General features: G+C 62.5%; 27 protein-coding genes and 2 pseudogenes. 12 read left to right on the forward strand and 17 right to left on the reverse strand.

Annotated features, from left to right (window positions below; translation table 11 throughout):
- Positions 1–168 precede the first annotated feature (168 nt).
- Positions 169–522 carry a DUF2958 domain-containing protein gene (locus H7H34_RS22040; RefSeq protein WP_185926751.1) on the reverse strand — a complete coding sequence of 118 codons (354 nt, stop codon included), beginning with the start codon at positions 520–522 and terminating at the stop codon, positions 169–171.
- Positions 519–665, reverse strand: a pseudogene (locus H7H34_RS22045) (zincin-like metallopeptidase domain-containing protein); the annotation flags it as partial. The gene H7H34_RS22040 and the pseudogene H7H34_RS22045, both read right to left, overlap by 4 nt.
- Before the next feature lie 142 nt (positions 666–807).
- Here H7H34_RS22045 and H7H34_RS22050 point away from each other — a divergent pair.
- The 3 genes from H7H34_RS22050 to H7H34_RS22060 are packed head-to-tail and all read left to right on the forward strand — an operon-like array spanning position 808 to position 4,402.
- Entirely contained in the window at positions 808–2,040 is a 1,233-nt protein-coding gene (locus H7H34_RS22050; RefSeq protein ID WP_185926752.1) for a site-specific integrase, read from the forward strand.
- Entirely contained in the window at positions 2,037–3,401 is a 1,365-nt protein-coding gene (locus H7H34_RS22055; protein ID WP_185926753.1) for a tyrosine-type recombinase/integrase, read from the forward strand. Before H7H34_RS22050 ends, H7H34_RS22055 begins: the two co-directional genes overlap by 4 nt.
- Positions 3,398–4,402 carry a site-specific integrase gene (locus tag H7H34_RS22060; protein WP_185926754.1) on the forward strand — a complete coding sequence of 335 codons (1,005 nt, stop codon included), beginning with the start codon at positions 3,398–3,400 and terminating at the stop codon, positions 4,400–4,402. The genes H7H34_RS22055 and H7H34_RS22060 overlap by 4 nt, the downstream gene beginning before the upstream one ends.
- Positions 4,403–4,515: 113 nt before the next feature.
- Here the strand turns inward: H7H34_RS22060 and H7H34_RS22065 are convergent.
- The 13 genes and pseudogenes from H7H34_RS22065 to H7H34_RS22125 form a co-directional block, all read right to left on the reverse strand.
- Positions 4,516–5,331, reverse strand: a pseudogene (locus H7H34_RS22065) (ArdC family protein); the annotation flags it as partial.
- Between the two features lie 432 nt (positions 5,332–5,763).
- Complete coding sequence (locus tag H7H34_RS22070; RefSeq protein ID WP_155984411.1) at positions 5,764–6,255, reverse strand: hypothetical protein; 492 nt, start codon at positions 6,253–6,255, stop codon at positions 5,764–5,766.
- A 175-nt stretch (positions 6,256–6,430) separates the two neighbouring features.
- Positions 6,431–7,033, reverse strand: coding sequence for a hypothetical protein (locus tag H7H34_RS22075; protein WP_185926756.1), 603 nt, complete (start codon positions 7,031–7,033; stop codon positions 6,431–6,433).
- 8 nt (positions 7,034–7,041) lie between these two features.
- A complete protein-coding gene (locus H7H34_RS22080; protein ID WP_185926757.1) occupies positions 7,042–7,632 on the reverse strand; it encodes a hypothetical protein in 591 nt (196 codons plus the stop codon).
- Positions 7,633–7,659: 27 nt separating this feature from the next.
- Entirely contained in the window at positions 7,660–8,070 is a 411-nt protein-coding gene (locus tag H7H34_RS22085) for a hypothetical protein (RefSeq protein ID WP_185926758.1), read from the reverse strand.
- Positions 8,071–8,141: 71 nt separating this feature from the next.
- Complete coding sequence (locus tag H7H34_RS22090) at positions 8,142–8,678, reverse strand: hypothetical protein (protein ID WP_185926759.1); 537 nt, start codon at positions 8,676–8,678, stop codon at positions 8,142–8,144.
- Positions 8,675–11,242, reverse strand: a complete 2,568-nt coding sequence (locus tag H7H34_RS22095) for a VWA domain-containing protein (RefSeq protein WP_185926760.1) — start codon at positions 11,240–11,242, stop codon at positions 8,675–8,677. The genes H7H34_RS22090 and H7H34_RS22095 overlap by 4 nt, the downstream gene beginning before the upstream one ends.
- Positions 11,239–12,210, reverse strand: coding sequence for a hypothetical protein (locus H7H34_RS22100; protein WP_185926761.1), 972 nt, complete (start codon positions 12,208–12,210; stop codon positions 11,239–11,241). The genes H7H34_RS22095 and H7H34_RS22100 overlap by 4 nt, the downstream gene beginning before the upstream one ends.
- A 23-nt stretch (positions 12,211–12,233) precedes the next feature.
- A complete protein-coding gene (locus H7H34_RS22105) occupies positions 12,234–12,758 on the reverse strand; it encodes a TMEM70/TMEM186/TMEM223 family protein (protein ID WP_185926762.1) in 525 nt (174 codons plus the stop codon).
- Positions 12,755–13,282: a hypothetical protein gene (locus H7H34_RS22110; RefSeq protein ID WP_185926763.1), complete on the reverse strand. Its 528-nt coding sequence runs from the start codon at positions 13,280–13,282 to the stop codon at positions 12,755–12,757. The genes H7H34_RS22105 and H7H34_RS22110 overlap by 4 nt, the downstream gene beginning before the upstream one ends.
- Complete coding sequence (locus H7H34_RS22115) at positions 13,279–13,758, reverse strand: hypothetical protein (protein ID WP_011749577.1); 480 nt, start codon at positions 13,756–13,758, stop codon at positions 13,279–13,281. The genes H7H34_RS22110 and H7H34_RS22115 overlap by 4 nt, the downstream gene beginning before the upstream one ends.
- An 8-nt stretch (positions 13,759–13,766) precedes the next feature.
- Positions 13,767–14,339 carry a hypothetical protein gene (locus H7H34_RS22120; protein ID WP_011749576.1) on the reverse strand — a complete coding sequence of 191 codons (573 nt, stop codon included), beginning with the start codon at positions 14,337–14,339 and terminating at the stop codon, positions 13,767–13,769.
- 1 nt (position 14,340) lies between these two features.
- Positions 14,341–14,892, reverse strand: a complete 552-nt coding sequence (locus H7H34_RS22125; protein WP_185926764.1) for a hypothetical protein — start codon at positions 14,890–14,892, stop codon at positions 14,341–14,343.
- Positions 14,893–15,028: 136 nt separating this feature from the next.
- Between H7H34_RS22125 and H7H34_RS22130 the strand changes: the two genes are divergently transcribed.
- The 7 genes from H7H34_RS22130 to H7H34_RS22160 all read left to right on the forward strand — a co-directional run bounded on the left by H7H34_RS22130 (position 15,029) and on the right by H7H34_RS22160 (position 20,634).
- The gene (locus H7H34_RS22130) at positions 15,029–15,511 is read left to right on the forward strand and encodes a putative pterin-binding protein (protein ID WP_185926765.1); all 483 of its coding nucleotides are present in this window, start codon (positions 15,029–15,031) and stop codon (positions 15,509–15,511) included.
- Entirely contained in the window at positions 15,508–16,845 is a 1,338-nt protein-coding gene (locus H7H34_RS22135) for a sensor histidine kinase (protein ID WP_185926766.1), read from the forward strand. The genes H7H34_RS22130 and H7H34_RS22135 overlap by 4 nt, the downstream gene beginning before the upstream one ends.
- Positions 16,842–17,807 carry a response regulator gene (locus H7H34_RS22140; RefSeq protein WP_185926767.1) on the forward strand — a complete coding sequence of 322 codons (966 nt, stop codon included), beginning with the start codon at positions 16,842–16,844 and terminating at the stop codon, positions 17,805–17,807. Before H7H34_RS22135 ends, H7H34_RS22140 begins: the two co-directional genes overlap by 4 nt.
- A gap of 134 nt (positions 17,808–17,941) precedes the next feature.
- Positions 17,942–18,289: a hypothetical protein gene (locus tag H7H34_RS22145; protein ID WP_185926768.1), complete on the forward strand. Its 348-nt coding sequence runs from the start codon at positions 17,942–17,944 to the stop codon at positions 18,287–18,289.
- Between the two features lie 372 nt (positions 18,290–18,661).
- Positions 18,662–19,015 carry a transposase gene (locus tag H7H34_RS22150; RefSeq protein WP_185926769.1) on the forward strand — a complete coding sequence of 118 codons (354 nt, stop codon included), beginning with the start codon at positions 18,662–18,664 and terminating at the stop codon, positions 19,013–19,015.
- Positions 18,994–19,809, forward strand: coding sequence for an IS3 family transposase (locus H7H34_RS22155; protein ID WP_371811466.1), 816 nt, complete (start codon positions 18,994–18,996; stop codon positions 19,807–19,809). Before H7H34_RS22150 ends, H7H34_RS22155 begins: the two co-directional genes overlap by 22 nt.
- Positions 19,810–19,974: 165 nt before the next feature.
- Positions 19,975–20,634, forward strand: coding sequence for a response regulator (locus tag H7H34_RS22160; RefSeq protein WP_185926770.1), 660 nt, complete (start codon positions 19,975–19,977; stop codon positions 20,632–20,634).
- 115 nt (positions 20,635–20,749) lie between these two features.
- Here H7H34_RS22160 and H7H34_RS22165 read toward each other — a convergent pair whose 3' ends face one another.
- Both H7H34_RS22165 and H7H34_RS22170 read right to left on the reverse strand, forming a co-directional pair.
- Entirely contained in the window at positions 20,750–21,259 is a 510-nt protein-coding gene (locus H7H34_RS22165; RefSeq protein WP_185926771.1) for a GNAT family N-acetyltransferase, read from the reverse strand.
- A 4-nt stretch (positions 21,260–21,263) separates the two neighbouring features.
- The gene (locus H7H34_RS22170; RefSeq protein ID WP_012092580.1) at positions 21,264–21,563 is read right to left on the reverse strand and encodes a type II toxin-antitoxin system TacA family antitoxin; all 300 of its coding nucleotides are present in this window, start codon (positions 21,561–21,563) and stop codon (positions 21,264–21,266) included.
- Between the two features lie 302 nt (positions 21,564–21,865).
- Here H7H34_RS22170 and H7H34_RS22175 point away from each other — a divergent pair, with 302 nt between their 5' ends.
- The gene (locus H7H34_RS22175) at positions 21,866–22,057 is read left to right on the forward strand and encodes a hypothetical protein (protein ID WP_024846158.1); all 192 of its coding nucleotides are present in this window, start codon (positions 21,866–21,868) and stop codon (positions 22,055–22,057) included.
- Between the two features lie 19 nt (positions 22,058–22,076).
- Positions 22,077–23,685, forward strand: a 1,609-nt coding sequence (locus tag H7H34_RS22180; RefSeq protein WP_185926772.1) for a recombinase family protein, incomplete at its 3' end; no start/stop codon positions are given.

The raw sequence follows: 23,685 nt of genomic DNA on the forward strand, positions 1-23,685 counted from the left end.
GTATTCCCCGACGGGCAACCGGCCGGGCGCCGGGACTTTCACCGCGTCACGGCGAGAAGCGCCGCCCTCTGCCTCGGAGAGAGCGGCGCGGGATCGCAAATCCTGAGAGCCGGACCTCAGGCTTTCCGGGTTTCCGTATCGGCGGGTTTCAGGGCCGATCCGGCGTCGTCACGAGCGCGGGGCGTAGAGGCTGCGCTCGGCCGCGCGGATGCTGCCGGCGGCCCGGGCCGCTTCGGACCAGACCGAGATCGGGAAATCGCCGGTGAAGAGCAGGTCGCGCTCGATGCCCATACCGAAGGGCAGCCGGATCGATTCCAGCTCGCTGAAGCTCCAGCTTCCGAGTTCGGGACAGCCGATGTCGGCCAGGCCGAACATCACGTCGCCGTCTTCATCCAGTTCGGTCGCGAGCCAGACGCCCTCGCCGAAGGGATTGAAGAATTTGACGACGGGAACGTGGTCGATACCGCGCTGCCGGCCATTGGCGAGGAGCTGCGCGCGCTGGGTGCCGGTCAGGAGGATCATGCCGCCACCCTCCGCTCGATCGAGGCCGCAACCGTTACATCGCCGTCCTCGTCGGGCAGATGCGCCAGCAGCCAGTCGGCCGCCTTGCTCGCCTGCGAGGCGGCGCGGACGATGGCGCGGTTGTCCTCGCGCAGCACCTCCAGTAATCCGCAGCAGTCCATAATGTGAAGGAACGTGACGTCAACGCTTTGAATCCGCAGGATCTGGCCGTTTGCGTCTGCTCTTTGCTCAGCATTATTTTCGACGGAACCTTTGCTGTCGTTTTGACCAGCAAAGGAATCAATAATGTCGAATGCCGATTACGAGCCCATCTCCAAACTCCGCATTTCACTGACCGAGCAACGATACAGCCCCGTGGTGATCGGGAACTACTGCGCCTACGCGCGTGGGTTTGTCGACTATCTTGCCCAGCGGGACATCCTGATCACAGAGGTGACCGAGGCGGAGGTGGCTCAGTACCTCCACCATGCGATTGCGATGTTCCGCAAACGCCATGGGCGGGCGCCGGCGCGGGATTGGCATTCCATTCCGCGTTCTGGAATCCACGCGTTGCTGCGGCTCGCACAGGGTCAATGGCCAATTGCACCGAAAGCGACCTGCGCTGCCGACGAACTGCGCTTTGCCGTCTGTGAGGAATATGAGACCTGGCTGCGCGAGGAGCGAGGCCTTGCCGCGGCCAGCATCGACGCATTGATGTGGGAGGGGCGGAACTTTCTGACCTGGCAGCTTGATCGACGCGGCCCCGACAGTCTGATGACGATGACGGTGGGCGACATCGACCGCTACATGGACGCGCGCAGCCCTCACCAGACGCGCAAGTCGGTGAAGGATGTGGCGGAGCGGCTTCGCTCGATGCTGCGCTATCTGCACCGGACGGGGCGCACCGCGATCGACTTGTCGCCGCACGTCATCGCGCCCTTGCTCTATGCCTATGAAGGGGTGCCCTCAATCCTTGAGCGGGACCAGATCGCTGCCGTTTTGCAGGCTGCGGGGAAGGACAAGACGCCGATGGGGTTGCGAGATCATGCCATCCTGCAACTGCTCGCGACCTATGGCCTGAGATCGGGCGAAATCTGCAATCTGCGGATCGAGGACATCGACTGGCGGGCGGGATCGATCCGCATCAGGCACACCAAAACCCGGGCCTGTTCATTCCTGCCATTGATGGTGCCGGTGGGCGAAGCGGTGCTCGCCTATCTGCAGGCGGGGCGGCCTGTGACCGACGCCCGGGAAATCTTCATCCGCACACGTGCGCCCTATCGCAAGCTCGGCTTGCTGGCCGGCATGGTGCGGCGGCGACTTGAGGATGCCGGAATCAAGCCGGCCGGCAAGAGCGGTTCTCATATCTTCCGCCACGCACGTGCAGTCGAGATGCTACGCGCCGCCGTGCCCCAGAAAGTGATCGGCGACCTGCTCGGGCATCGCTCTACAGAATCCACGGCGCCCTATCTGAAGCTTGCCACCGAGGACCTCCGGGCCATTGCGCTCGATGTGCCGGGACAGGAGGTGCGGTCATGACGATCTGGCCCGACCCTGAGCGCCAGTTGATCGCGCGCTACATTGCAGGCCTCAACCTGCGCACCACGAACAGCCGCATCTACTACAGGCAGGCGCTCAACATCTTCCAGGATGTCGCCGAACGTCACGCCAAGCTCGACAAGGATATGCTGGTGGCATGGCTGAATGTATCGCCGGGCCGGTGGGCCTCGACGACGCGGCTGCACCGAACCCGGATTATCGACCGGTTCCTCGATCATCTTGAGGAAACCGGAGCGATCGCACGTAATCCCATCGCCGCCCTGCGCGACGCTTGCAATATCAAACAGTGCAAGCCGGTGTGGCGGGCGCTGGCCTCCCGCGAGCCGGACAGCGCGCTCGCCGAACTACACCAGCCCAGGCAGTTCGGCAGCGTGCTGGGCAAAATGATGGCCGAGCACGTCACGCTGATGCGCAACCGGGGTTACAAATACACCGCGCAAACGGCCTGGCTCTCGCGGTTCGACCGGTTCCTGCAGTTGAATCCGGCGCTTCAGGGTCAGTCGCTCGGGGTGATTCTCGAACACTGGTCGGTGGCGAAAACGACGCGCAACCATCCCAACGAGTGCGAAAAACTGAAGCGCACCCTTGCGAAAATCCTCCGGCATCAGAATCCATCAATCCCGCCGCGCCGGCCCGACCCACGTCCGGGAAAGGAAGTGGCCAAGCATTGGCGAAAGCCGCATATTTACACACCCGCCGACGTGCGCCGTATGCTCGACGTCGCCCGTTCCTACCCCTCGCCACGGGCGCCGCTTCGCTCGTTGAGCCTCTACACCATGCTGCTGCTCGCCTATTGCGCGGGTCTGCGGCGGAGCGAACTGGCCCGCCTCGATCTTGGTGACGTTGAGTTCCGGGGCGGCACGATCACGATCCGCCAGACCAAGTTCTACAAGACCAGGATACTGCCGCTTCCCGACAGCGTGATGGTCGAGCTTCAAGTATATACCGACGCCCGACGCCGCGCCGGTGGATCACTTGATCCGCGTTCCGGCCTGTTCTGGCACGAACGGCGTGGCGACCGCTATACGAAGCAGACTGTCGCCCGGCTTCTCGTAGAAGTCATACGTCGTGCCGGGCTGAAACCGCCTCAAGGGCGAACAGGACCACGCCTGCACGACCTGCGGCACTCGATGGTCGTGAACCGGATCCTCGAATGGTACAAGACGGGCATCAACCCACAGGATCGTCTGCCGTTCCTCGCCACCTATCTTGGCCATCGGGATATCAACTCGACGCTGGTCTACATTACCGTCACACAGGACCTTCTGCATCACGCCAATGAGCGGTTCCGCGTGCTGGGAGCGCCATGCCTCAACATCGGGCCAGAGGTGCCGGCATGACCAGGAACAATCGGTTCCCAGACCTGATGCGCGCGTTCTTCTACGAATGGCTGGTCGAGCAGCGCAATGCATCCATCCATACGGTTCGGTCGTACCGCGATGCCTGGCGGCTCTTCCTCCGGTTCGTCGCACAGCGCGCAGGAAAGAAGGTGGCGATGATCACGCTGGCCGATCTGACCGCCGGAGAGATCATCGCGTTCCTCGGTCACGCCGAACACGAACGCGGCGGCACGATCGGCACGCGCAACTGCCGACTTGCAGCGATCCGCAGCTTCTTCAACTTCGTTGCGACCAGGGATCCCGGATCGATCGCGCAATGCGTCGAAATCCTCAACATCCCGACAAAGCGCGGTCCAGTATCGGAACCATGTTATCTGGACCCGGTGGAAGTGACGGCGATCCTGGCTCAGCCTGATCGTTCGACACTCGAAGGTATGCGCGATCACGCGTTGTTCTCGTTCCTCTACAACAGCGGCGCGCGAATACAGGAAGCGCTCGACCTGTGCCCTGATGCGATCAGGTTCGAAAGTCCAAGCTGCGTGCGACTGACTGGCAAGGGTCGAAAAGAACGTATCTGCCCGCTCTGGCCGGAAACCGCGATGCTGTTGAAGAAGCTGCTCGAACGGCAACCGCGGGCGCCAGACCAGCGGCTGTTCGTCAACCGCTATAGCGAGCCGCTCAGCGCGTCGGGGGTCCGGTTCAAGCTTGCCGCCTATGTGAGGGCGGCAGCCGAGACCACGCCAACGCTACGCGACAAGCATGTGACGCCCCACGCCTTCCGGCACGCAACCGCCGTGCACCTCATATCGGCGGGCGTCGACGTCACGGTTATCCGTAGCTGGCTCGGTCACGTAAGCCTCGATACGACGAACCACTATGCCAGAGCCAATCTCGAAACAAAGCGCAAGGCACTGGAGCAGGTCGGCGTTCCCGAAACACACGGCCGCCAGCCCTCGTGGAAACGCGATACGAGCGTGCTCGCCTGGCTCGACACGCTCTGAAATAATGCGGAGGAATGTGGCGAGATAACCCGAACTTCCGCCAATCTGGCCGCGTTCCTTCACATTATGCGCTGCTGCGGATTACTCGAGTTATGACGACGTGAGCATAAGGTGAGCCAGGAGCCGATATAGTCGGCATGGCGCACGGTCGGCACGATGCCGAGCGAGGCGCAGCAGAAGGCCGCGTTCATCTCGGCGACCAGCTCCTCGAAGGCGTATTTCTTCGTGCCGAAGCTGCCCGAAAAATCCCGTCCCAGGCGCGAAGCATGGCCTGTGGCGTGACCCATCTCGTGGAGCGCCGTCCTGTGCCAGTTGATCGGTTCGAAATAGGCGGCCGGAGGCGGCACCTGCACGTAGTCGAGCGCCGGAACATAGAAGGCGCGATCCCCGCCGATGCGGAAATCGATCCCGGTCGCCTCGATCAGCGCCTCGACCCTCGGCTCGATCATGCCGGGCGGCGATGGCGGGGCCTCGATAGCGATGTCCTCGGGCAGACCCTCGCATTGCGCCGCGTTGAACACGGTGAAGCGCTTCAGGAACGGAATGCTGCTGGCTTCTTCGCCCGACTCCCGGGCGCGGCGCTTCTCGTCCTCGGGGGTGAAGCGGTCGGCATAGACGACGGTGGTGCCGCGCTCGCCCTTGCGGACATTTCCGCCGAGCGAGAGCGCTTGACGGAAGGTAAGCCAATGCTGGCTGGGATAGCCGTGCTGGACCACGGCGCCCCAGAGGATCAGGACGTTGATCCCGGAATATTGCCGCGCGGTCGCGGCGTTTCTCGGCATGGCGAGCGGCGCCTTCGCCGCCGCCGTCCCCCAGGGCTGGACCCAGGGAAGCCGGCCTTCCTCCAGCTCGGCGATGATCTTGTCGGTGATGTCGTCATAGAGATTGCTGCGGGCGCCGCCTGGGCGGGCGCGGTCCTGTCTGGCCATCGGGATGATCTCCGCGACGGGCGCCGGAGGCCACTCCTCCAGCCCTCAACCCGTCACGGAAAACCCGTCCGCACTCTCCCTCTCCGGGGGTGTTGCGGGGGAATCCCCCGCTCGAAGGGGGGGGTGTCGGCAACGCAGTGCCGACCAGGGGGAAGGCCTCCCCACCAAACAAACCCTGTACCAGATATGTCGCACCGTCGTTACAGCCGGGTCTTGCCGCAGGAAGGACACCGAATGGCGGCGCGGCGACAAACCGGTATACCCGTAGTCCCCGACCGGCTCACGGCCAGCAGGCATCGCCCTCTGCGCGATCGTCGGCTCATCGAGTTCCGGAACGGTCGGATTCTCCCGTTCCGAGGAGGCAAAGGGCGGTATATCCTCGTCGCGCAGCCCCTTGACGGCCCATCCCCCCTCGCGGTGCGCCGGCCCACCTCACTCCGCTGATACGCAAAATGGCGTGGTAAGCTGGAACGCACCCATTTCGGAAACTTCTGCCAGACCGTCAGCGATAAGTTCTTCGCCGATAGCGCGGAACTCCTCATCGCTGAGCGCAAGGCCGTCGAGGATCTCGTTGATGTTTGAGCGATCGAGAACACAACCGGCTTCCTCGATCACGGCAACTGTGCGATCTTTCGGGGTCCCGGCATGCGCGTTGAGGGGTGCGGAAGGGCAATTTGGCGAGGTGAGCCGGAACACGCCCATTTCTGAAACATCGGCCAACCCTTCGGCGACGAGTTCCTCGCCGATAACGCGGAACTCCTCATCGCTGAGTCCGAGACCGTCGAGGACTTCGTTCACGTTCGAGGCATCGAGGACACAACCGGCTTCTTCGATCACAGCCACCGTGCGGTCCTTCGGGGTCTCGGCATGAGCGGCGAGCGGCGCAAACATGCAGGCTGCGAGCAGGATATGTGAAAGTTTCATCGTCGGGTTCACCTTCCCATGCGCTATGGTTGAAAGGTCTCCACTCGCCGTCACGCGACGGCATTCCCCAACCCTCGTGCCGGAGCCTATAGCACTGCGCTACGCACTCCGCCCCGTTCGTTCAAACGGGCTGAAGCCGGCATGAACTGAAAAGCGCTCCCGGCCACCTTCGGTATCATGGGAAGGCTGCGGGTGGGGCGGTGTCGAGGCAGGCCGTTAGCCGGAAGATACCCCGTGGCATGGCGTCACGTTCGGCTCCCGGATCGTCGGTCAATGCTGGCAAGTGATACCAAAGCGCCGTGTTCAACTCCGGCATCAGCAGCCAAGGTGGTGCCGGCTGCCCCTGTTGCGGCTGCGCCAAGGTAAAGCCCAGTTCCGCATCCAACGCATAGAAGCGCAGCAATGACGGCAGTTCATCCATCGGCGCATCCGGCCAGCGGGAACGAAAGGCCTCGATGGTGTTTGCCGGACCGGTTGCACGCGCTTCGGGCGCGTAGGGATCGCCGACCGGATTTAGCGTTATGTTTCCCTGCGACGCGGCGACATCGAATACAAACCAATAGTCGCGTTGAGGCGTGGTGAGCCGCAGATACAGGTCCGAGGAAAACCCGGCCCGCGTCCGTGCCGGGACGAGCGTGATGGCATACTCATCGCCCTCGGTCCCCAATGTATAGACAGAGCGTTCTGCTGGACAGCCCGCTAATGCGATCTCAGATTGGGCCGCCGCTGCCGCGGGGAAGATCAACGCAGCCAACAGAGTGGCGAGATACCGTTTCACAATGCCTCCTATTCGCCGGCCCGGTTCAGCCAGACCACACGCCGCGCGACGACATACTGGCCCTGGGCGGCGCCCTCGATCTCAAGGATGGCGTAGATCGTGTCCATGTCGACGGGCAGCATGCGCAGCGTCATGTCCATGACCGAGCCCGCCATGGCCACATGGCTCTGACCGATGAGACGGGGCAAATCCTCCTGATCGCAGTCTCCGGCCCATGCCAGCACGGCTTCGTCCGGCGTCATTGCCGGCTCGGGGATCTCGGGATGGTTGGCCTCGATCACCCAACGGCCTTCGTCGGCAAGGGTGATAACCATCGGCTCTGTCAACTCCGCATGGTCGAGCAGCAGATCCTCGCCCAGTACCCAGATCGACATGATCTCTGTTTCGGGGGAAGGCTCCATGGGGATGACCATCCTGCCGGCATGGACGTAGCCGGACAGGTGATCAACGCGCCAGTCGCCCACAAAGTGTTCCCGCAGTTCCTGCCACGTTGCCGGCGAGGACGTTCCGCAAAGGTCCGAAATGTCGCCCGCGCGCTGCGCCAGCGCGGGAACGGCGGCGCAGGACAAAATGGCTGTCAAAACGATGACCGGTCTCATTGGATTTTTCCTCCCTGCCGCAGAACGCTAGTGCCCGGTAGCGGTGATCCGGCCTCCATCCACATCCAGAACCAGCATTTGTCGTTCGCCGGCAGTTCGGCCTGACATCGGGTAGGCCGTCAGGCCTGCCTCGATCACGCCGGTGAAGTGAAGTGAACCGTCATTGTTGTGGTCGATTTCGAGCATTGCCTGCCCCCCGGCCTGGCTTGACAGTCCAAGAGCGGGATTTCCGTCTTCGTCCTCGAGCCGCAGTTCGAGAAGACTTGTGGTCCCATCGGCCACCATCACCATCAACCGGATGGAACCGATGCCCGATGGCACCTCCTGCGGTTCGGCAAGAATCCGCAGAGAGCCAATGCCTTCGCTCTCGAAATGGAATTCTGACCGCTCGGCGTCGATCCGCCATGAAACAGGTGCCACTTCGAGAAACCCAGTCATATCCCCACCCGGCTGATCGGCCAGCACAGGCGCGGACAGGCAGATCGCAATTAGGGAAAGCGCCGCGGTCCTCACTGCAACTCACTCAATACGGCTTCAAATGTCAGGCTAACGCTGAGAGTGTCGTCAGGGTCAGGATTACGAAGTGCAATCCGGTCCATACTCGTTAGAACACCTTCCACCTGGCCCGCGATCGCCAGCACACCGCCTTGGTCTGAGGCGCTCGTAATTGTCAGGGAGAGTTCATCGTCCAGGTCCGCACGGTAAATGCGATACGGATCGGTATCGAGAATTGGGATATCGATTTCTGCGGAAAAGAAGTCACCATCGAGATCGCCGATCCACTCTGCGCCGAGGGATAAGTTGCCCAGACCGCGCTCTCTCAGTGCCGGTGCTCGAAAATAGATTGAAAAGCTTGAAGATGTGAAGTCAGACTGCTCTGTCCAGACCGACAGTTCTATCTCTTCGCCTGCGATCGTCCCTGACGCGGCTCCCCCCGGCTCTGCAGCCATGACGGGAACGGCAAGGGCGAGTAAGCCAAATGCAGTGATGACTGATCTGAGCATGGTCTTGGGTTCTCCGGATTCTTTGATGTGTTCGTAGTTCATTCGCCGAGCGTGATCATCGCGCGTCCGAGAACGCTCTGGCTTTGAAGGTCGAGAAACCGCACTTCGTATTGTCCCGGCTCGTCCGGGAGCTTGATTACCGTTTCGGTTTCGTCGCCCACGCGATGGACTGTAATCCAGGTAAAGTCGGGCGCATCAGCTCGTGCCAGCGCCACGCGCCGGTCGGCATCGCCAGCTTCGATTGTCCACGAAACCGTAACGATGTCGCCCGGCCTTGCCGTACCAGGAACCATTAGCCCGGCCCCCTCGTCTATCGGCGCGTCCGCCGCCAGCACCTCGAGCGGTCGCCGGGCCATGACCCGATCGCCGCGGTCCAAATGGTAGCGGATTTCATAGGCACCAGGCTCCGCGGGTGCAGTGAACGTGGCCTGATCTTCGTCCTGAATGCGGCGATAGCCACTTTGCTCGCCGTCGGGCGTGCCGCCGGGAACGATGGCTATGTAGTCGCGCGGATGTATGGCGCCGGTCCAGGAAAGCGTGATCTCGGCGCCGGCCCGCGCCCTGTCCGGTCCGTCGAGCGAAACATCACCATCCATCACCTCGACCGGGGTGCGGGCGAGCACGCGATCCCCCGCGTCCAGTTGCAGGCGCACCTCGTAGAGGCCGGGTTCGGCAGGCGCGCGAAGCTCGCCCTCGCTCCGACCTTGCATGCGATCGTAATCGGCATAGGTGCCGTCCGCAGAACCGGCGGGAACGATCGTCACGTAGTCGCGCGGGTGCAGGCCCTCACCCTGCCAGGTGACCGGGAAAGCCGACCCGACAACGACCTGAGCCGGCGCGGAGACAGTAACCTCGGCATCGACCACCTCGACCGGGGTGCGGGCGAGCACGCGGTCCCCCACGTCCAATTGCAGGCGCACCTCGTAGAGGCCGGGTTCGGCAGGCGCCCGCAGCTCGCCCTCGCTCCGACCTTGCATGCGATCGTAGTCGGCATAGGTGCCGTCCGCCGAACCGGCGGGAACGATCGTCACGTAGTCGCGCGGGTGCAGACCCTCACCCTGCCAGGTGACCGGGAAAGCCGACCCGACAACGACCTGAGCCGGCGCGGAGACAGTAACCTCGGCATCGACCACCTCGACCGGGGTGCGGGCGAGCACGCGGTCCCCCACGTCCAATTGCAGGCGCACCTCGTAGAGGCCGGGTTCGGCAGGCGCCCGCAGCTCGCCCTCGCTCCGACCTTGCATGCGATCGTAGTCGGCATAGGTGCCGTCCGCCGAACCGGCGGGAACGATCGTCACGTAGTCGCGGGGGTGCAGGCCTTCACCCTGCCAGGTGACCGGGAATGCCGACCCGACAACGACCTGGGCCGGCGCGGAGACAGTAACCTCGGAATCGACAACTTCGACCGGGGTGCGGGCGAGCACGCGGTCCCCCGCGTCCAATTGCAGACGCACTTCATAGAGGCCGGGCTCGGCTGGCGCACGAAGCTCGCCTTCGGTACGGTCCTCCAGCCGGTCATAGTCCGCATAGGCTCCGTCTTCGGCGTCGGCGGGGACAATTGTCACATAATCACGCGGAGCCAGACCCTCACCTTCCCAGCTCACCGTAAACGCGGAGCCAACCAAGGTTTGTGCAGGGCCGAAGACCTGGGCGGTGGGCTGTTGCGACGTGATGGGCGGGAAAATGGCGTGGACATTGCGCGCGCTGTCCAACGCCAAACTGGCCTCGGTCTGCGAGAAGTCGTCCTGCGCCGTCGAATGGACCGTCACGATATAGTCGCCGAACGGCAGATCCGTGATGAAGGGGTTCGCGGTGCCGGTCTGCACCATGTTGAACGAAGTATCCGATATCTCCCAGATCACCTCGCCGGACAGAAGCGGAAGCTCCAGTGGCGCTGCTGGCCGCTCCCAGACGGTCTCGTCGCCGATCTCCTCGCCTCCGAGATTTGCGGTGAAGGTGAAACTCCCTGAGGCCGGGGCGGCAGTGACCTCGCGCAAGGCTTCGTTGAGTTCCTGGGCATTGTCGGCAGTCAGGAAGCGGCCGCCGGTTTCCTCGGCGATGCATTGCATCTGCAACAGGGCATCGGCTTCGCCCCGCACGTCGAAGCCGATGACATGGGCGGTAAAATCTACGCCCGCTTCTTCCAATGCGCGGGCGGCGGCGCAAGGATCAGGATTGCAGGTCTCGATCCCATCGGAAACCAGGATCACCGTCGCCGCCTGTTCGGTGTGGCGCAACGCCTGAGCCGCGGTGATGACGGCATCGGTCATCGGGGTCATGCCCCGCGGGTTCAACCCTTCAACGATGCCGGCGATCTCTGCCGCAGTGCCGTGCGCGGGTTCGACCAAGGTCTCGATATCCGCGCATTGCCCGCGCTCGCGATGGCCATAGGTGACGAAACCGAGATTCTGATCGACGGGGAAATCCGACACAATGTCGCCGACGACATCGCGCGCGATGGTGATTTTGTTCACCCCATCGATCTGCCCCCACATCGACCCCGAGGCGTCCAAAACGAGGATCGTGCTGGGGCGCTCCTGGGCAAGCGCCGCCGGCGCAAGGGCGGATGTCAGGGCGATGAACCCGGCGGTCACAAGAGATCTCATGCGGCTTCTCCATCGCGCGCTGTCCCGAAGCGGGCACCGGCGCGTTCTTTCAGCTTGCGGAAATGTGAGGACATCTGCTCCAGCCGCGCGTCCCACTCAGGGTCGGGCTCCTGGCCATCGGTGATCCTGAAATAGACCTGCATCAGGCAGGTGACGGCGAAGGGCTCGAGAAAGGCCGCCTTGACGCTCCAGGCGAACAGCAACGCGAAAACGAAGCCGCCCGCCGACCAGGCGCCGGGCATGACGTAGACCAGTGCCGCTGCCGGGGCGAGCATCACGAGGAAGATCAGGAAGGCGAGACCATAGGTGAAGAGCGTCAGCCAGGCGGCGTTCCGGAGCATCGCCTTCCAGTTCTGGCCATAGAGCACCAGCGCCTCGCGTGCGGATATCCAGGGATCGGTCGAGCGGGTGCGGATGGCATGGGCGAGGATCACCTCATCGATGAAGCCCACCGCCACGCGCAGGAAGGCCTGCACAATGCCCATCAACTGCCGGACATAGGGGATCGGCAGGATGGACAATACACCGCGCACAAGGCCGATGACGGCGCGAATGACTCCCTTGACCAGTTGGTCCAGCGCGAAGAGCAGTGAGGCCTGGCCGAAGCGCTCCTTCACCACGGTCGTTGCATGGGCAATCTGGCCGCTCCCTTCCGGGAGGGGCTTGCCGTCAATCAGTTCGACAAGAACCGCGACATGGCCTGCCTTGACGATGTAGAGAATGTATTCCCGAAGCCAGTACATTACAGCGCCGGTCAGGCCAAAGCCGGCCATGCCGCCCCAAGCCATCGCGGTCGCGCGGAACTCGTCATCCCCGAAGGCGCCAACGCCCCAGCCGACCCCGATACCGGCGCCGGTGGCCAGAATATAGGCCAGTGTGATTCCGAAATAGACGGCGGCACGCAGGAGCACGAAAGGCAATGTTCGGCCCAACAGTCCGAGAGCTTGTCTGATATTGAAATCCCACATGGCTCCGGTTCCTTTTGGGGCAATCAGCTTGAAGGTTGAGATGCGGGGGAAGTTTGTTCGCCCCCGAAATGGCGTCGCAGCCAGGCATTGATGTCATTGGCGATTAGCACGGGCCCGTCGCCGGACACGCTCCACCGCGACAGCGCGACCCGTGTTGCCGGGCGGGTGTTGCGAAAAACCAGAACCACCTTCGAGGTGCTGCGGTCCTCTCGCGAGGTATGGCTGCGGTCAAGTTCGGCACTGTCGAGCGCCTCAAGCGGATAGTCCCGCTGACGCGTGCCGAGGCGCGATGTCCGGATGATGCTGACCAGCCCCGACCCTGCGTCCAACCTGAGCCGTGTGCGCTCGGACAGGGCGATATATCCCGCGAGAAAGGCCCCGTTCAGCCCGACCAGCAGCACCAGCGCGGTCAGGAACTCGCCCCCGATCAGATTGGCAAGCCCGATCAGCGTGATCGGCAGGACAGGCACCATGACGAACCACAGGATAAAGCGCGGTATCGCCAGTTCCAGTTCCAGTCGTTCGGGCGTGTTCGTCTCAATACTCATGACGGGTTTCCCTTTCCCTGGCGGGAAAGCCAGCCATTGACGACGCCCGTCAGACGCGCCACCTCTTCGGGATCCGGGCGGAACATGGGCACTATGATCTCGCGCCGTTCTGGTCCCGATCCGCAAATCAGCACCAGCCGGGTCTCATCGTTTCCTGCCGCCGTGCCATAGTGCGCGACGCTTTCCAGCTTGTGCAGGTCCGAAAGTGCGAATGTCTCTTCACGCCGCCCGCGCAATGTGGTCACACGCAGCCGGACAAGGCCGGCATGCCTGTCCAGGCTCAGTTGAGTCAGCTGCACCAACTCGTGCATGTAGAGCCAGCCGATCAGGCCCACCACGGCAAGCACGATGATCCCCGTTCCGGTCGCACCATCCCCGATGGCTGCCAGGCCCGCCGCGATCGCCACCAATATCACCGACGCAGCAATCACCGCCCGCCGGACCGGACGATTCTCGATCTCCAGCACGCTGTCGGAGATTTGCGTCACGCGCAGCGGATCAGCCAGAAACTCGGCCAGTGTCATGGGCCTGCACCCAACGACGTGTCGATCCGCCCCTCGACGTCGCGACAGTCGTCCGGGGCATCCCGGCGGCATAGGGTTGCCGCAAAGCTGGCCTGGATGCGGCCTTCATCCTCAAGATCCAGCAGGTCGATCGACATCTGCGGCGGCTCTTCCTCGCTTTCCCAGACCGCGCCCGCCATCGCCCCGCGATCGGGCCGCATGTCGATGGTCAGACCGGCGGGCGGCGTATCTCCGGAAGGCTTGCCGTGAAAGATCAGGCCGATAGAAATGCTGCCGTCACCAAGTGCATGCAGTTCGATCATGGTCAGCGGGCCGATATCGGTGATCTGCACCATCGCCGAGCCATCATCCTGACGCATCACCTGCCAGTTCAGTTCTTCACCGTCCAAGTTTGCCCCGATCTCGCCGATGGCGTCCAATGCACCAGCCGGGGTTGCGATTCCGAGGGCCAGGACAAGCGGGACAAGCACCTTCATTGGCATTCCTATCGGCTGATCAGCTGTTCGCGGACGCCCCGCGCCGAATTGCGTTTTGTTCCCATCGCCTCATTGGCCGAGAAGAAACTGATGATCCCGTCCGAGCGCCGCGCACCGGTGCCGAATTGCCATTCGAATTGCGGCGCCGAGGCAATCTGGCAATCCTGAACCAACGCCCATTCCCAAGGCTCCGCGCCGGGCTCGGAACCCGTTGAAGTCAACATATAAAACTGCGGGTCCATTGCCTCGCCACGCACAAAGTCAAAGCGCAGCGGCTTGTTGCCACCTCGAACCGGCACCAGTTCGGTCTGAATGCCGTCCGAACCCAGATACAATCGGTTGCGGTTCCGATCATAAATGATCTCGAAGGTGCTCTCCTGAACGCCTATTGCCACACTCGTTCCGATGGCGGCTTCGGTCCACGTTCCCGCGATCAGCGGACCAATCTGTCGCAGGTCAAAATTACCGGCGCGATGGACGTCCGCGTGGCAGACCGGGTTGGACGGTTCACCGGCCAGTGCTGAGGTTGCCGTAGCGATCAGCAGCAGGGCCGCAGTTCGGGCAAAGGCGGGTCCAGCCATCTCAGTCAAGCTCTTCAAGCCGGGTGTCGAAGCTGAAGGTGACAGGCCGGGTTTCGGACGAGGGGCCACCGCTGACTTGCCCGTTGTTGCATCCGGGGGATGCTGGGATGAGAGCGCAACGAGTTTCGTTTGCGGGGCGAAGGCTGACTTGCCCGGTGAGCGTACCCTTCAAGGCGACGATCCCGTCGCCCGGCGTGAATTCCTCCAGGGTCAGTGTCAGGCTGTCCTGATCGCCGGTCCAATTCCGTCCCATGTCGCGCGCAAAGGTGATCGTCAGCGCCATTTCGCCGGGCGCGGGCAATTCGCCATTGATCGTCAGTTCCAGATTGACCGGCCCCTGATCGCCCTCCATCTGTGAGGCAAGCAAGGAGGCATCGGCATAGTTGCCGATGATCGTCGCGCCGGACAATTCGGGGGCAACAGTCAGCTCTAGCGGCTGATCGCCAAAACTGCCGGTAACCAGCCCTCCAGGCTCGTCGGCCAGCGCCGGCAGCGCCAGCAGACAGGCCAGAACAGGTATGCCCGCTCTTCGCATGGTCGAGAAGATGGTCAAGCGTAGATCCTCCTGCTGTTTGATTCTGAGTTTAGTTCTGCTCAAGACTGGCCGCCCCGTTCGTTTGAACGGGGAACATGTAGTCTCCTGTGATAGAGTTCAGTCCGGAACCTGGTTTTCATTTTGGGTTGTGGTGATGAGCTTGCGATATCACATCGTTCAGACCGCGTTGATGACGGCACTTGTGTTCATGGCCGTACCAGCGGCTGCCGAGGACGTCCTGCTGACCCTGACCGGCGCGGTCACGGACGGCAGAGTGGAGATGACGCGCGCGGATTTCGATACGATGGACTGGCATGAGTTTTCGACATCAACCAGCGTCACAGACGGCAGGCCGGAGTTCCGCGGTGTGCTGATGCGAGACATCCTCGCCCATGCCGGAGCCGAGGGAAGTAGTGTGCGCGCGACAGCGTTGAACGACTATGTCGTCGATATACCTGTCGAGGATTTTCACCGGTTTGATGTTCTGGCCGCGCTTTACATGGATGACGTGCCTCTGACCCCGCGTGACAAGGGTCCAGTCTGGATCGTCTATCCGCGCGACAATCACGGCGTTCTGGCCGATATACGGTATGACATGCGATGGGTCTGGCAGCTTGTCTCGCTGCATGTGCAATGACCGGCACAGTCGGGCGAGCCCGCTATCTGTGGCTTGGTGGGCTGGTGGCGATCTGCCTGGGCCTGCTGGGGCTGGCTGCGTGGCAGCTTGTCGTGCTGGAACGCCAGATGCGCATTGCCGCAACCGAGAACATGATCTGGGTCTTTGGCCAGACGCAGATCGAGGCCTTGAACCTTGCGCTGGCGCTCTCGGATGAGGCAGCGCCACATCAGGTCCAGACCCGTTTTGATATATTGGTTTCGCGGCTGACGCTGTTGGAAGATGGGCCGCAACGTCGCTTTCTCGAGAATGCGGGAGTGTCCGAAACACTTGCACGCTGGCGCAGTGGGCTTCTGGCGCTTGACCCCGCGCAAGGTGCCGATCCGGCCGCGCTGCGGGCACATGTCACGGCGCTGGTCGTTGCACTAAGGACCAAGGCGAGTCTGGTGATGTCCCATGAATGGCAGAGTCAGGCCACGCGCCTGGACAGCCTGAGGCACCTGCATTTGCTTGCGCTGATGTCAGTGCTGGGGGCTGCTGTAGCGGGATTGGGGCTGGTGGCAATCCTGATCGATCGTGAGAGGCGGCTGATGAGCGGACAGCTGGACCACCTGCGGGCTGAGAAGCTCGCCAGCGATCTGGAACGCGAACGCGAAACCTCTGAGAACCACCGCCGGTTCGCCGACCTGATTGCCCATCAGTTCCGCACGCCGCTAGCCGTAATCGACAGCGCGATGCACCGCCTGACGCGGCGCAGCGGCGGCCCGGTTCCACCAGAACTGATCTCGGAAAAGGCGGCGGTGTCCCGTGAGGCGGTCGCGCGGCTCGTGAAGTTGACAGATACCGCATTGATGATGTCCCGGCTGGAACGCGATGCGGTTCTTCCTAGCCTGCGCGCCCATGACCTAAGCGATCTGGTATCTTCAGTCATTGATGACCTGATGGCGACGGCGCGGGACCGCGACCCGGCCCGTATCCGGCAGTCGGTGCAAACAGAACCAGCTGTCGCTCTGTGCGATCCGATGTTGACCGCCGAAATCCTGTCCAACCTCCTGCGCAATGCGCTCTTGTATTCTCCGCCCGATTGCCGCGTCGATTTGAGTGTTTTTCAGTCGCGGGACCGCATCGTCTGTCGGGTCGAGGACAGAGGGAGGGGTATGTCGCCCGAAGAGATTGAGTGTGCTTTTGACAGGTTTTACCGAGGCAGCGGGCACGAGACTTTGCCCGGCTCCGGATTGGGGCTGACGCTTGCGCGCGATCTGGCCCGAATACAGGGAGGAGACGTGACCTTGACGCAGCGTGACGGGGGAGGCCTGACGGCCGCGCTTTACCTGCCGAAGGATGACGCCGCATGACCGCGCCACTGATCCTGTGTGTCGAGGATGAGCCATCCCTGCGCGACGACATCGCCTTCGAACTGCACGAGGCCGGTTACATCGTGAGCGCCGCCGGAGATGCGCGCGAAGCGCTGGCCTGTCTGGAAAGGCAGCGCCCCGATCTGATCCTCTGTGACATCCTGATGCCCGGCATGGACGGTAAGAGGTTCATGTCCCATTTGCGCAGGACGAGACCCGATCTTGATGACGTGCCCTTTGTCTTTCTGACTGCCCTGTCCTCGCGCCAGCAGGTAATCGATGGGCGCATGGCGGGGGCCGACGATTATGTGACCAAGCCCATTGATTACGACCTGCTTCGTGCCACCGTTGAAACGCGCCTGAACCGGATGCAAAGGTTGCGCGCCATGCCGGGAGATCGGTCTGGCCTGGCCGCCCTCGACCGCCTGGCTCTTGGCGTGGTGCTGCTCGATGCCAATGGCGGCGTGGTCCATGCCAACCCTCTGGCCCAAAACTTGTCGGGCGCGGCCGGAATCTCGCTGAGTGGGCGTATTGCCGCCAGCGGCGAAAATGGCCGGAAGCTGTCCGCGTTGATCGCAGGGTTGGCCCCGGGTAAAGGGATAGCGCCGACGGGGTTGCGCTTGGACGATGGGTGCCAGCTCATGATTATCGGGATGTCGCTGCCAGCGCACTCGCACCATGATGAGGCGGTCGCCATGCTGATACTGAGCGGCACAGACAGCAAACCTCCTATGGACACTGCGACGCTTGGCCAGTTGTTCGGCCTGACACCGATGGAAGCCCAGGTCGCGTGTTTGTTGGCAGAAGGGCTGCGCCGCAGCCAGATCGCAGACCGGTTGGCGATCTCGGGCACGACCGTCGCATTCCATCTGCGAAACATCTTCTCCAAGACCGGCGTGCAAAGGCAGGCGGAACTGGTGGCATTGATTCTGTCAGTACCACTGGCGCAGCCCGTGACCTGAGTGAAGCGGCGCATTGAATATCTGACACAGCGATCAAGACCGTTCCGCAACGAACACGAAGGACTTGTAGTCAGTATGTTCTCATATGTTCTCGGGTGCTTCATTCGAACGCTTCAAACCCGACGATGGCTACAATGATCGCCGGTGAGTTACCGGAAGCTGCGCCGGAGACAGCGGTGGATGTCTGGATGTGGACCTTCTTTAAGTCCATCCGCACGGTCCGTGATATATCCTTCGATGCCGCTGCCCAATTGATGCGTGTGGATTGCCGGGCACGGACCTCGCAATCGCAAAGACTGGAATTGTTCCTCGAGGATCGTCAGGTGGCCGGCGAAACGGGCGCCGAGCCGATAGAAACGCCGGAGGCCGGCACGTTCCATTATTTTGTAATGATGGATATTTGCGTCCCTTCGCAGCGTGTTGCCCTGGATGCACCGTTTCCAGACCATCGCACCGCTCGCGCTGCTTTGAATAGCCAGTGATCCAATACCACGCCTGCCGCTGTTCCCTGGGACGTCCTGGCCGTGATTACCGCGCGGACGGGTCGCGGATTGAACTGAAGCAGGCCATCACGGCGTCTCTGTTGGTCCGTAATTTTCGAATGGCGGCGCTCAATTCCCCGCCACCGGACCATAAGCGGTCCTGGTCCGGTACGCCGAATTCCGTCTTGCCGAGAAGGAAGCTGATTTCGCCCACTTGTCGGTCTGCTCCGAGGGCCTCGAATCGTTCACCCAGATCGTCCCAATGTGTGTTTCGGCGTGCAATTTTGACCCCCTTTTGGAGTGCGCCCCTGGGGGTGGACAGATTGAGTGAGCTGAATTGACCGGACGCGGGCTTTCGAAGAAAGAAAGCCCATGCCAAGACGCCATCGCAGCCATAGCACCGAGTTCAAGCGCCAGGTCGTAGCCGAGTATCATGCCGGCGAGACCTTGCATGCACTGGGTCGCCGTCACGATCTTTCGAGAAACCTGATCCGCATCTGGATCGAAAAGGCGGAGGCCGGTGCATTGGATGAAGACGCTGCCGCTGCCGAGCTTCTCGCAGACTACGAAGCGCGAATTGCAGCCCTTGAGCGGCTCGTCGGGAGGCAGGCGCTCGAGATTGAGTTTCTAAAGGGGGGTCAACGCTCCAGACCCTCGCCGAGAAGCGTGCCTACATCCGTGACCGTCGGCCCGCCAACCTCTCGATCCAACGGGGGTGCGAGCTGATGGGGGTTGCGCGATCGAGTTTCTATGCCGAACCCATCGGCAGGCCCGCAGATGGGGTGATCGTGGCCGAAATTCGCGACATCACCGACGAGTTCGAGGGCTATGGCTACCGCCGCGTTGATGCCGAGCTCCGTCACCGCGGTTTCGTCGTGAATGCCAAGAAGGTCCGGCGGCTGATGAAGGAAAACAATTTGAACCCACGGCGACGAAGGCGTTTTGTCCGCACGACCGACAGTGATCACGACAGTCCAATCTTCCCGCTCGTCGCGAAAGGGTTCGAGGTCCATGGCCCGAACCAGCTCTGGGTGGCCGACTTGACTTACATCACGATCACCGGTGGATTCGCCTACGCCGCACTGATCCTCGATGCCTGGTCCCGCCGCGTGGTGGGCCATGCGATCGGCCGAGGCATCGATGCGCGCCTCGCCGTGAAGGCGCTTCGCCAGGCGATTGCGCTGCGCAGGCCTTTGCCCGGTTGCGTGTTTCACACAGACCGCGGCTCGCAATACGCGTCAGAGATGCATCGCGACCTGCTCGCGGAACACGGCTTTGTCGGCTCCATGAGCCGGCGCGGCAATCCCTACGACAATCCCCAGGCTGAGAGCTTCATGAAGACGCTCAAGGTGGAAGATGCCTATCTGATGGAATACGAAACGTTCGAGGATGTCGCTGACGGCGTGCCCCGCTTCATCGAAGCTTACAACACGCGTCGCCTGCATTCAGCCCTGGGGTATTTCAGCCCCGCACAGTTCGAGGAGCGCAACGCCCGCACACCTGTCAAAACCGCCGCGTGATCGTGTCCACCCCCAGGGGCGCACTCCAATAGGGGGTCAGTTTTGCACGCCGATTGACATGCAGGCGCGCGTGACGAGCCTGGGTGGCCGGCTCAACGTCGCCAGCGGAGTAGAGGGCACCCGTATCGAGGCGCGGTTCCCCGTTGATATTGTACGGATTACGCAATGACGAAGATACTCATCGTCGAGGACTTGAGCGAAACCCGCCGCTGGCTGAGCGAGATCGTCAGCGCGGCTTTCGAGAAGTCCGAGATTCACGAAGCAGCGAGCATGCGCGCCGGCATCGCGCAGGCGGCGGCGCGCGACTACGATGTCGCGCTGATCGATCTCGGCCTGCCGGACGGGTCTGGTCTCGACGTATTGCGCAATCTGCGTCTCCTGCGCCCCCAGACTGTCTGTGTCGTCACAACGGTGATGGGCGACGACGCCTCGATCGTGGGCGCGCTTTCGGCAGGCGCGCAGGGATATCTGCTCAAGGAGCAACCCCAGGATCTGCTGGTCCGGCAGCTCAAGCAAATGGCCGAGGGAATCCCCGCGCTCTCACCCTCGGTCGCGCGCCGGATCATGGAGCATTTCAAGAGAACTGGCCCGGCCGCGCCTGAAGACGATCTGACGGGACGCGAGCGCGAGGTGCTTGGCCTGATAGGCCGCGGCCTGCGCAATGGCGAGGTGGCCGAATCGTTGGGCATCTCGGAAAACACGGTGGCGGGCTATATCAAGGACATCTACCGCAAGCTCGGTATTTCCTCGCGCGACGAAGCCTCCTGGCACGCGGCAAGGCTGGGCCTCGGAGAAGCGCCCGCCTCAGGCAAGAAGGGCAAATAACGTCCGGTTCCGGATTCTACGCGCTTTTTTGGATTGGCGCGCTTGATCCCGCCTTTCTTCAGGGGTGAAGACGAATTTGAATGGCGGATCGCTACGGTTGGAGCCAGCCAACCGTTCAGCCGGCAGCCTCGCCGAGCGACGCTGCGATGTCGCTGATCGAGCGAAGCAGAACCAGGGGATCATCCCTGGACGGCTCAAAGCCGCGCCGCCTCCAGAACTCGGCCGCCTCCCCGTCGACGGCGTTGACCATCAAGGCCCGCCCGCCGATCAGCGACGCGGCCTGAACACAGCGCTGGAGGGCGTGCTTCACAAGGCCGGTGCCAATACCCAACCCTGCCCATGCTGTGTCGGTTGCGAGCTGGCCGAGCAGCATACAGGGGACCGGGTTGGGCGGCTGGCCTGTCCGAATCGAACGCGGCAAAACCGAAGGCACCACACCGGTGGGCGCGAGGCCGTAGAAGCCGACCACGCGCCCAGCCTCATGCACGACGAGGACGGCGGTGAAGCCCTTCTGCTGATTGGAGAGGGCGCGTGATTTCAGCCAGTGGTCAAGCGTGGGCTTGCCACAGGTGAACTCGGACACATCGTGTTCGGCAGAGAGCGGTTCAGGACCCGAAAGGTGCAAGAGCTTACCGCTTCGCCACGTAGCCGGGCTCCCATGGCGCGGGCCGCTTCAGAACGTCTACCATCTCCGGAACGGGAGCGGCCGGACGCGCCAGCACATCCATGAACTCGGCGAAGCCCTCCGGGCTCATCCGGATCAGGCCCTGTTCCATGACGACCTCCTCGGCCGCGCGCACAGCGGCGTCGCGCACGAAATCGGTGCGCGAGCGGCCGCGCAAGCTGGCGGCGCGATCGATCATTGCGACATCCGCCTCGGGCAAGCGCATCGAGATCGGGTATTCCTTGCGTTCGGCGGTCGTGGCCATGGCGAATCTCCTTGGTCGGCATATAGCGCCTTGTATCGCGAATTACAATACGATAAGGTTGCGCCTACAGTCAATGACCTCATGAGGAGAGGCGACGAGGCCAATGATGACCGGGCCAGCGAGGGATTCCGATAGGTTATTTTGCTACGCCATGGCTCGCCAGGACACGCTGAGCTACGCGATAGCACGCTCACCCGCGCCAATTGCCGCCGAATATTCGCCTTCAATTTCCGTTGCTTATGCTTCCCTCGGGGCGAATGCTGCAAGTTATGACCTTGCGAGCCCCAGGAAACCCGGCAAAGATGACAGGAGGAGAGCGCGAAGCGCTGCTCGAATCTTTGCTGCTGGACGAGCCGGAGCTGACGTTTACGCCGCGCGGCAATCCCGACCCTCGCCTTCTGCGTCTGGTCGGCATCCTGGCGAGGCAGGCGGCGCAGGAGTGCTATGCAGAGGAAGTGAAGATGTCGCGGCAAAGGAGGAAGCGCTCCTCCTGATACGGATGGGAGCCATGTTTTGAAAGTCGCGATCTACGCCCGTTATTCTTCCGACAATCAACGCGACGCTTCCATCGCCGACCAGTTCCGCATGTGCCGCCTCCATGCCGAGAAGCAGGGTTGGCATATCGTCGAGGAGTATTCGGACCACGCGATCTCCGGCGCCTCGCTGATCCGGCCGGGCATTCAGGCGCTCATCGCCGACGCTATGGGCGGCCGCTTTGACCTGATCCTCGCCGAGGCGATGGACCGCCTCTCGCGCGACCAGGAAGACATCGCGGGCATCTTCAAGCGCATGTCCTATGCGGACGTGAAGATGTTCACCCTGTCGGAAGGCGAGGTGACGCATCTGCATGTCGGGCTCAAGGGCACGATGAATGCGCTGTTCCTGAAGGATCTGGCCGACAAGACCCGCCGCGGACAACGCGGCCGGGTCGAGGCAGGCAAATCGGGCGGCGGAAACGCCTATGGCTACGATGTGGTCAAAAAGCTCGATGCGAACGGCGAACCGATCCGCGGCGATCGCACCATCAACGAATTCCAGGCCGAAGTCGTGCGCCGCATCTTCCGCGACTACGCCGCCGGCAAGTCGGCCAAGACCATCGCCTTCGCCCTGAACAAGGAAGGCATTCCCGCTCCGTCAGGCGGCGACTGGGGTTTCAGCACGATCAACGGCAACCCGAAGCGCGGCAACGGCATCCTCAACAACGAGATGTATGTCGGCAAGATTGTCTGGAACCGCCAGCGCTTCGTCAAGGATCCGGAGACCGGCAAGCGGCAGGCCCGCCCCAACCCGGAAGAGGAATGGGTCATCCAGGAAGTGCCGGAGCTGCGCATCCTCGATGACGATCTCTGGAACGCCGTGAAGGCGCGGCAGGAGGTGAACAAGATCGCCCGGAAGGAAAACGGCGAGGCCGATCTCTCCCGGATCAACACCCGCCGCCGTCCCAAATACCTCTTCTCGGGACTGACCAAATGTTCCTGCTGTGGCGGTGGGTATTCCGCGATCTCGGCGACGCTGATCGGATGTGCGACGGCCCGCAACAAGGGGACCTGCGACAACCGGGTCAACATCCGCCGCGACGAGCTTGAATCGCGTGTGCTGAACGCACTGCGTACCAAACTCGTCGATCCGGAGCTCTTCGCCCATTTCTGCGAGGTCTTCACGCAGGAGATGAACCGGCTGCGCATGGAAGGTCGCGCTGAAATCGTCTCAGCAGAGGCCGAGGTCGAGAAGATCGACCGCGAGCTGGCCAAGCTGCTGACCGCGATCAAGTCCGGCGGGCCAATCGAAGCCATCGTCGAAGACATGAAGCGGCTTGAAGGCCGCAAGGCCGAACTGAAGAACTTTCTGGCCGAAGCGGATGAGCCGCCACCCCTGCTGCACCCGAGCATGGCACTGCAATACCGCAAGCGCGTCCAACAGCTCTACGACGCCCTGCAGGACGAAGACGAGGGGAAGCGCATCGAGGCCGCCGACACCCTGCGCTCGCTCGTGGATCAGATCGTGCTGACGCCAGTCGAGGGGAAGGTGGAGATCGACGTACAGGGCGATCTTGCTGGAATCCTTATGATTTCCGCACAAACGAAAAACCCCGCCGGAGGGGCGGGGCAATCGCAAGTAAAGA

This window comes from Stappia sp. 28M-7 (assembly GCF_014252955.1).
In the GTDB taxonomy this organism is placed as follows: domain Bacteria; phylum Pseudomonadota; class Alphaproteobacteria; order Rhizobiales; family Stappiaceae; genus Stappia.

Excerpts from the sequence above, each read along its gene's own strand:
- H7H34_RS22040 (WP_185926751.1), bottom strand. The coding sequence starts at position 522 with ATGATCCTCCTGACCGGCACCCAGCGCGCGCAGCTCCTCGCCAATGGC.
- H7H34_RS22050 (WP_185926752.1), top strand. The coding sequence starts at position 808 with ATGTCGAATGCCGATTACGAGCCCATCTCCAAACTCCGCATTTCACTG.
- H7H34_RS22055 (WP_185926753.1), top strand. The coding sequence starts at position 2,037 with ATGACGATCTGGCCCGACCCTGAGCGCCAGTTGATCGCGCGCTACATT.
- H7H34_RS22060 (WP_185926754.1), top strand. The coding sequence starts at position 3,398 with ATGACCAGGAACAATCGGTTCCCAGACCTGATGCGCGCGTTCTTCTAC.
- H7H34_RS22070 (WP_155984411.1), bottom strand. The coding sequence starts at position 6,255 with ATGAAACTTTCACATATCCTGCTCGCAGCCTGCATGTTTGCGCCGCTC.
- H7H34_RS22080 (WP_185926757.1), bottom strand. The coding sequence starts at position 7,632 with ATGAGACCGGTCATCGTTTTGACAGCCATTTTGTCCTGCGCCGCCGTT.
- H7H34_RS22085 (WP_185926758.1), bottom strand. The coding sequence starts at position 8,070 with ATGACTGGGTTTCTCGAAGTGGCACCTGTTTCATGGCGGATCGACGCC.
- H7H34_RS22090 (WP_185926759.1), bottom strand. The coding sequence starts at position 8,678 with ATGAACTACGAACACATCAAAGAATCCGGAGAACCCAAGACCATGCTC.
- H7H34_RS22095 (WP_185926760.1), bottom strand. The coding sequence starts at position 11,242 with ATGAGATCTCTTGTGACCGCCGGGTTCATCGCCCTGACATCCGCCCTT.
- H7H34_RS22100 (WP_185926761.1), bottom strand. The coding sequence starts at position 12,210 with ATGTGGGATTTCAATATCAGACAAGCTCTCGGACTGTTGGGCCGAACA.
- H7H34_RS22105 (WP_185926762.1), bottom strand. The coding sequence starts at position 12,758 with ATGAGTATTGAGACGAACACGCCCGAACGACTGGAACTGGAACTGGCG.
- H7H34_RS22110 (WP_185926763.1), bottom strand. The coding sequence starts at position 13,282 with ATGACACTGGCCGAGTTTCTGGCTGATCCGCTGCGCGTGACGCAAATC.
- H7H34_RS22115 (WP_011749577.1), bottom strand. The coding sequence starts at position 13,758 with ATGAAGGTGCTTGTCCCGCTTGTCCTGGCCCTCGGAATCGCAACCCCG.
- H7H34_RS22120 (WP_011749576.1), bottom strand. The coding sequence starts at position 14,339 with ATGGCTGGACCCGCCTTTGCCCGAACTGCGGCCCTGCTGCTGATCGCT.
- H7H34_RS22130 (WP_185926765.1), top strand. The coding sequence starts at position 15,029 with ATGAGCTTGCGATATCACATCGTTCAGACCGCGTTGATGACGGCACTT.
- H7H34_RS22135 (WP_185926766.1), top strand. The coding sequence starts at position 15,508 with ATGACCGGCACAGTCGGGCGAGCCCGCTATCTGTGGCTTGGTGGGCTG.
- H7H34_RS22140 (WP_185926767.1), top strand. The coding sequence starts at position 16,842 with ATGACCGCGCCACTGATCCTGTGTGTCGAGGATGAGCCATCCCTGCGC.
- H7H34_RS22145 (WP_185926768.1), top strand. The coding sequence starts at position 17,942 with ATGATCGCCGGTGAGTTACCGGAAGCTGCGCCGGAGACAGCGGTGGAT.
- H7H34_RS22150 (WP_185926769.1), top strand. The coding sequence starts at position 18,662 with ATGCCAAGACGCCATCGCAGCCATAGCACCGAGTTCAAGCGCCAGGTC.
- H7H34_RS22160 (WP_185926770.1), top strand. The coding sequence starts at position 19,975 with ATGACGAAGATACTCATCGTCGAGGACTTGAGCGAAACCCGCCGCTGG.
- H7H34_RS22170 (WP_012092580.1), bottom strand. The coding sequence starts at position 21,563 with ATGGCCACGACCGCCGAACGCAAGGAATACCCGATCTCGATGCGCTTG.
- H7H34_RS22175 (WP_024846158.1), top strand. The coding sequence starts at position 21,866 with ATGACAGGAGGAGAGCGCGAAGCGCTGCTCGAATCTTTGCTGCTGGAC.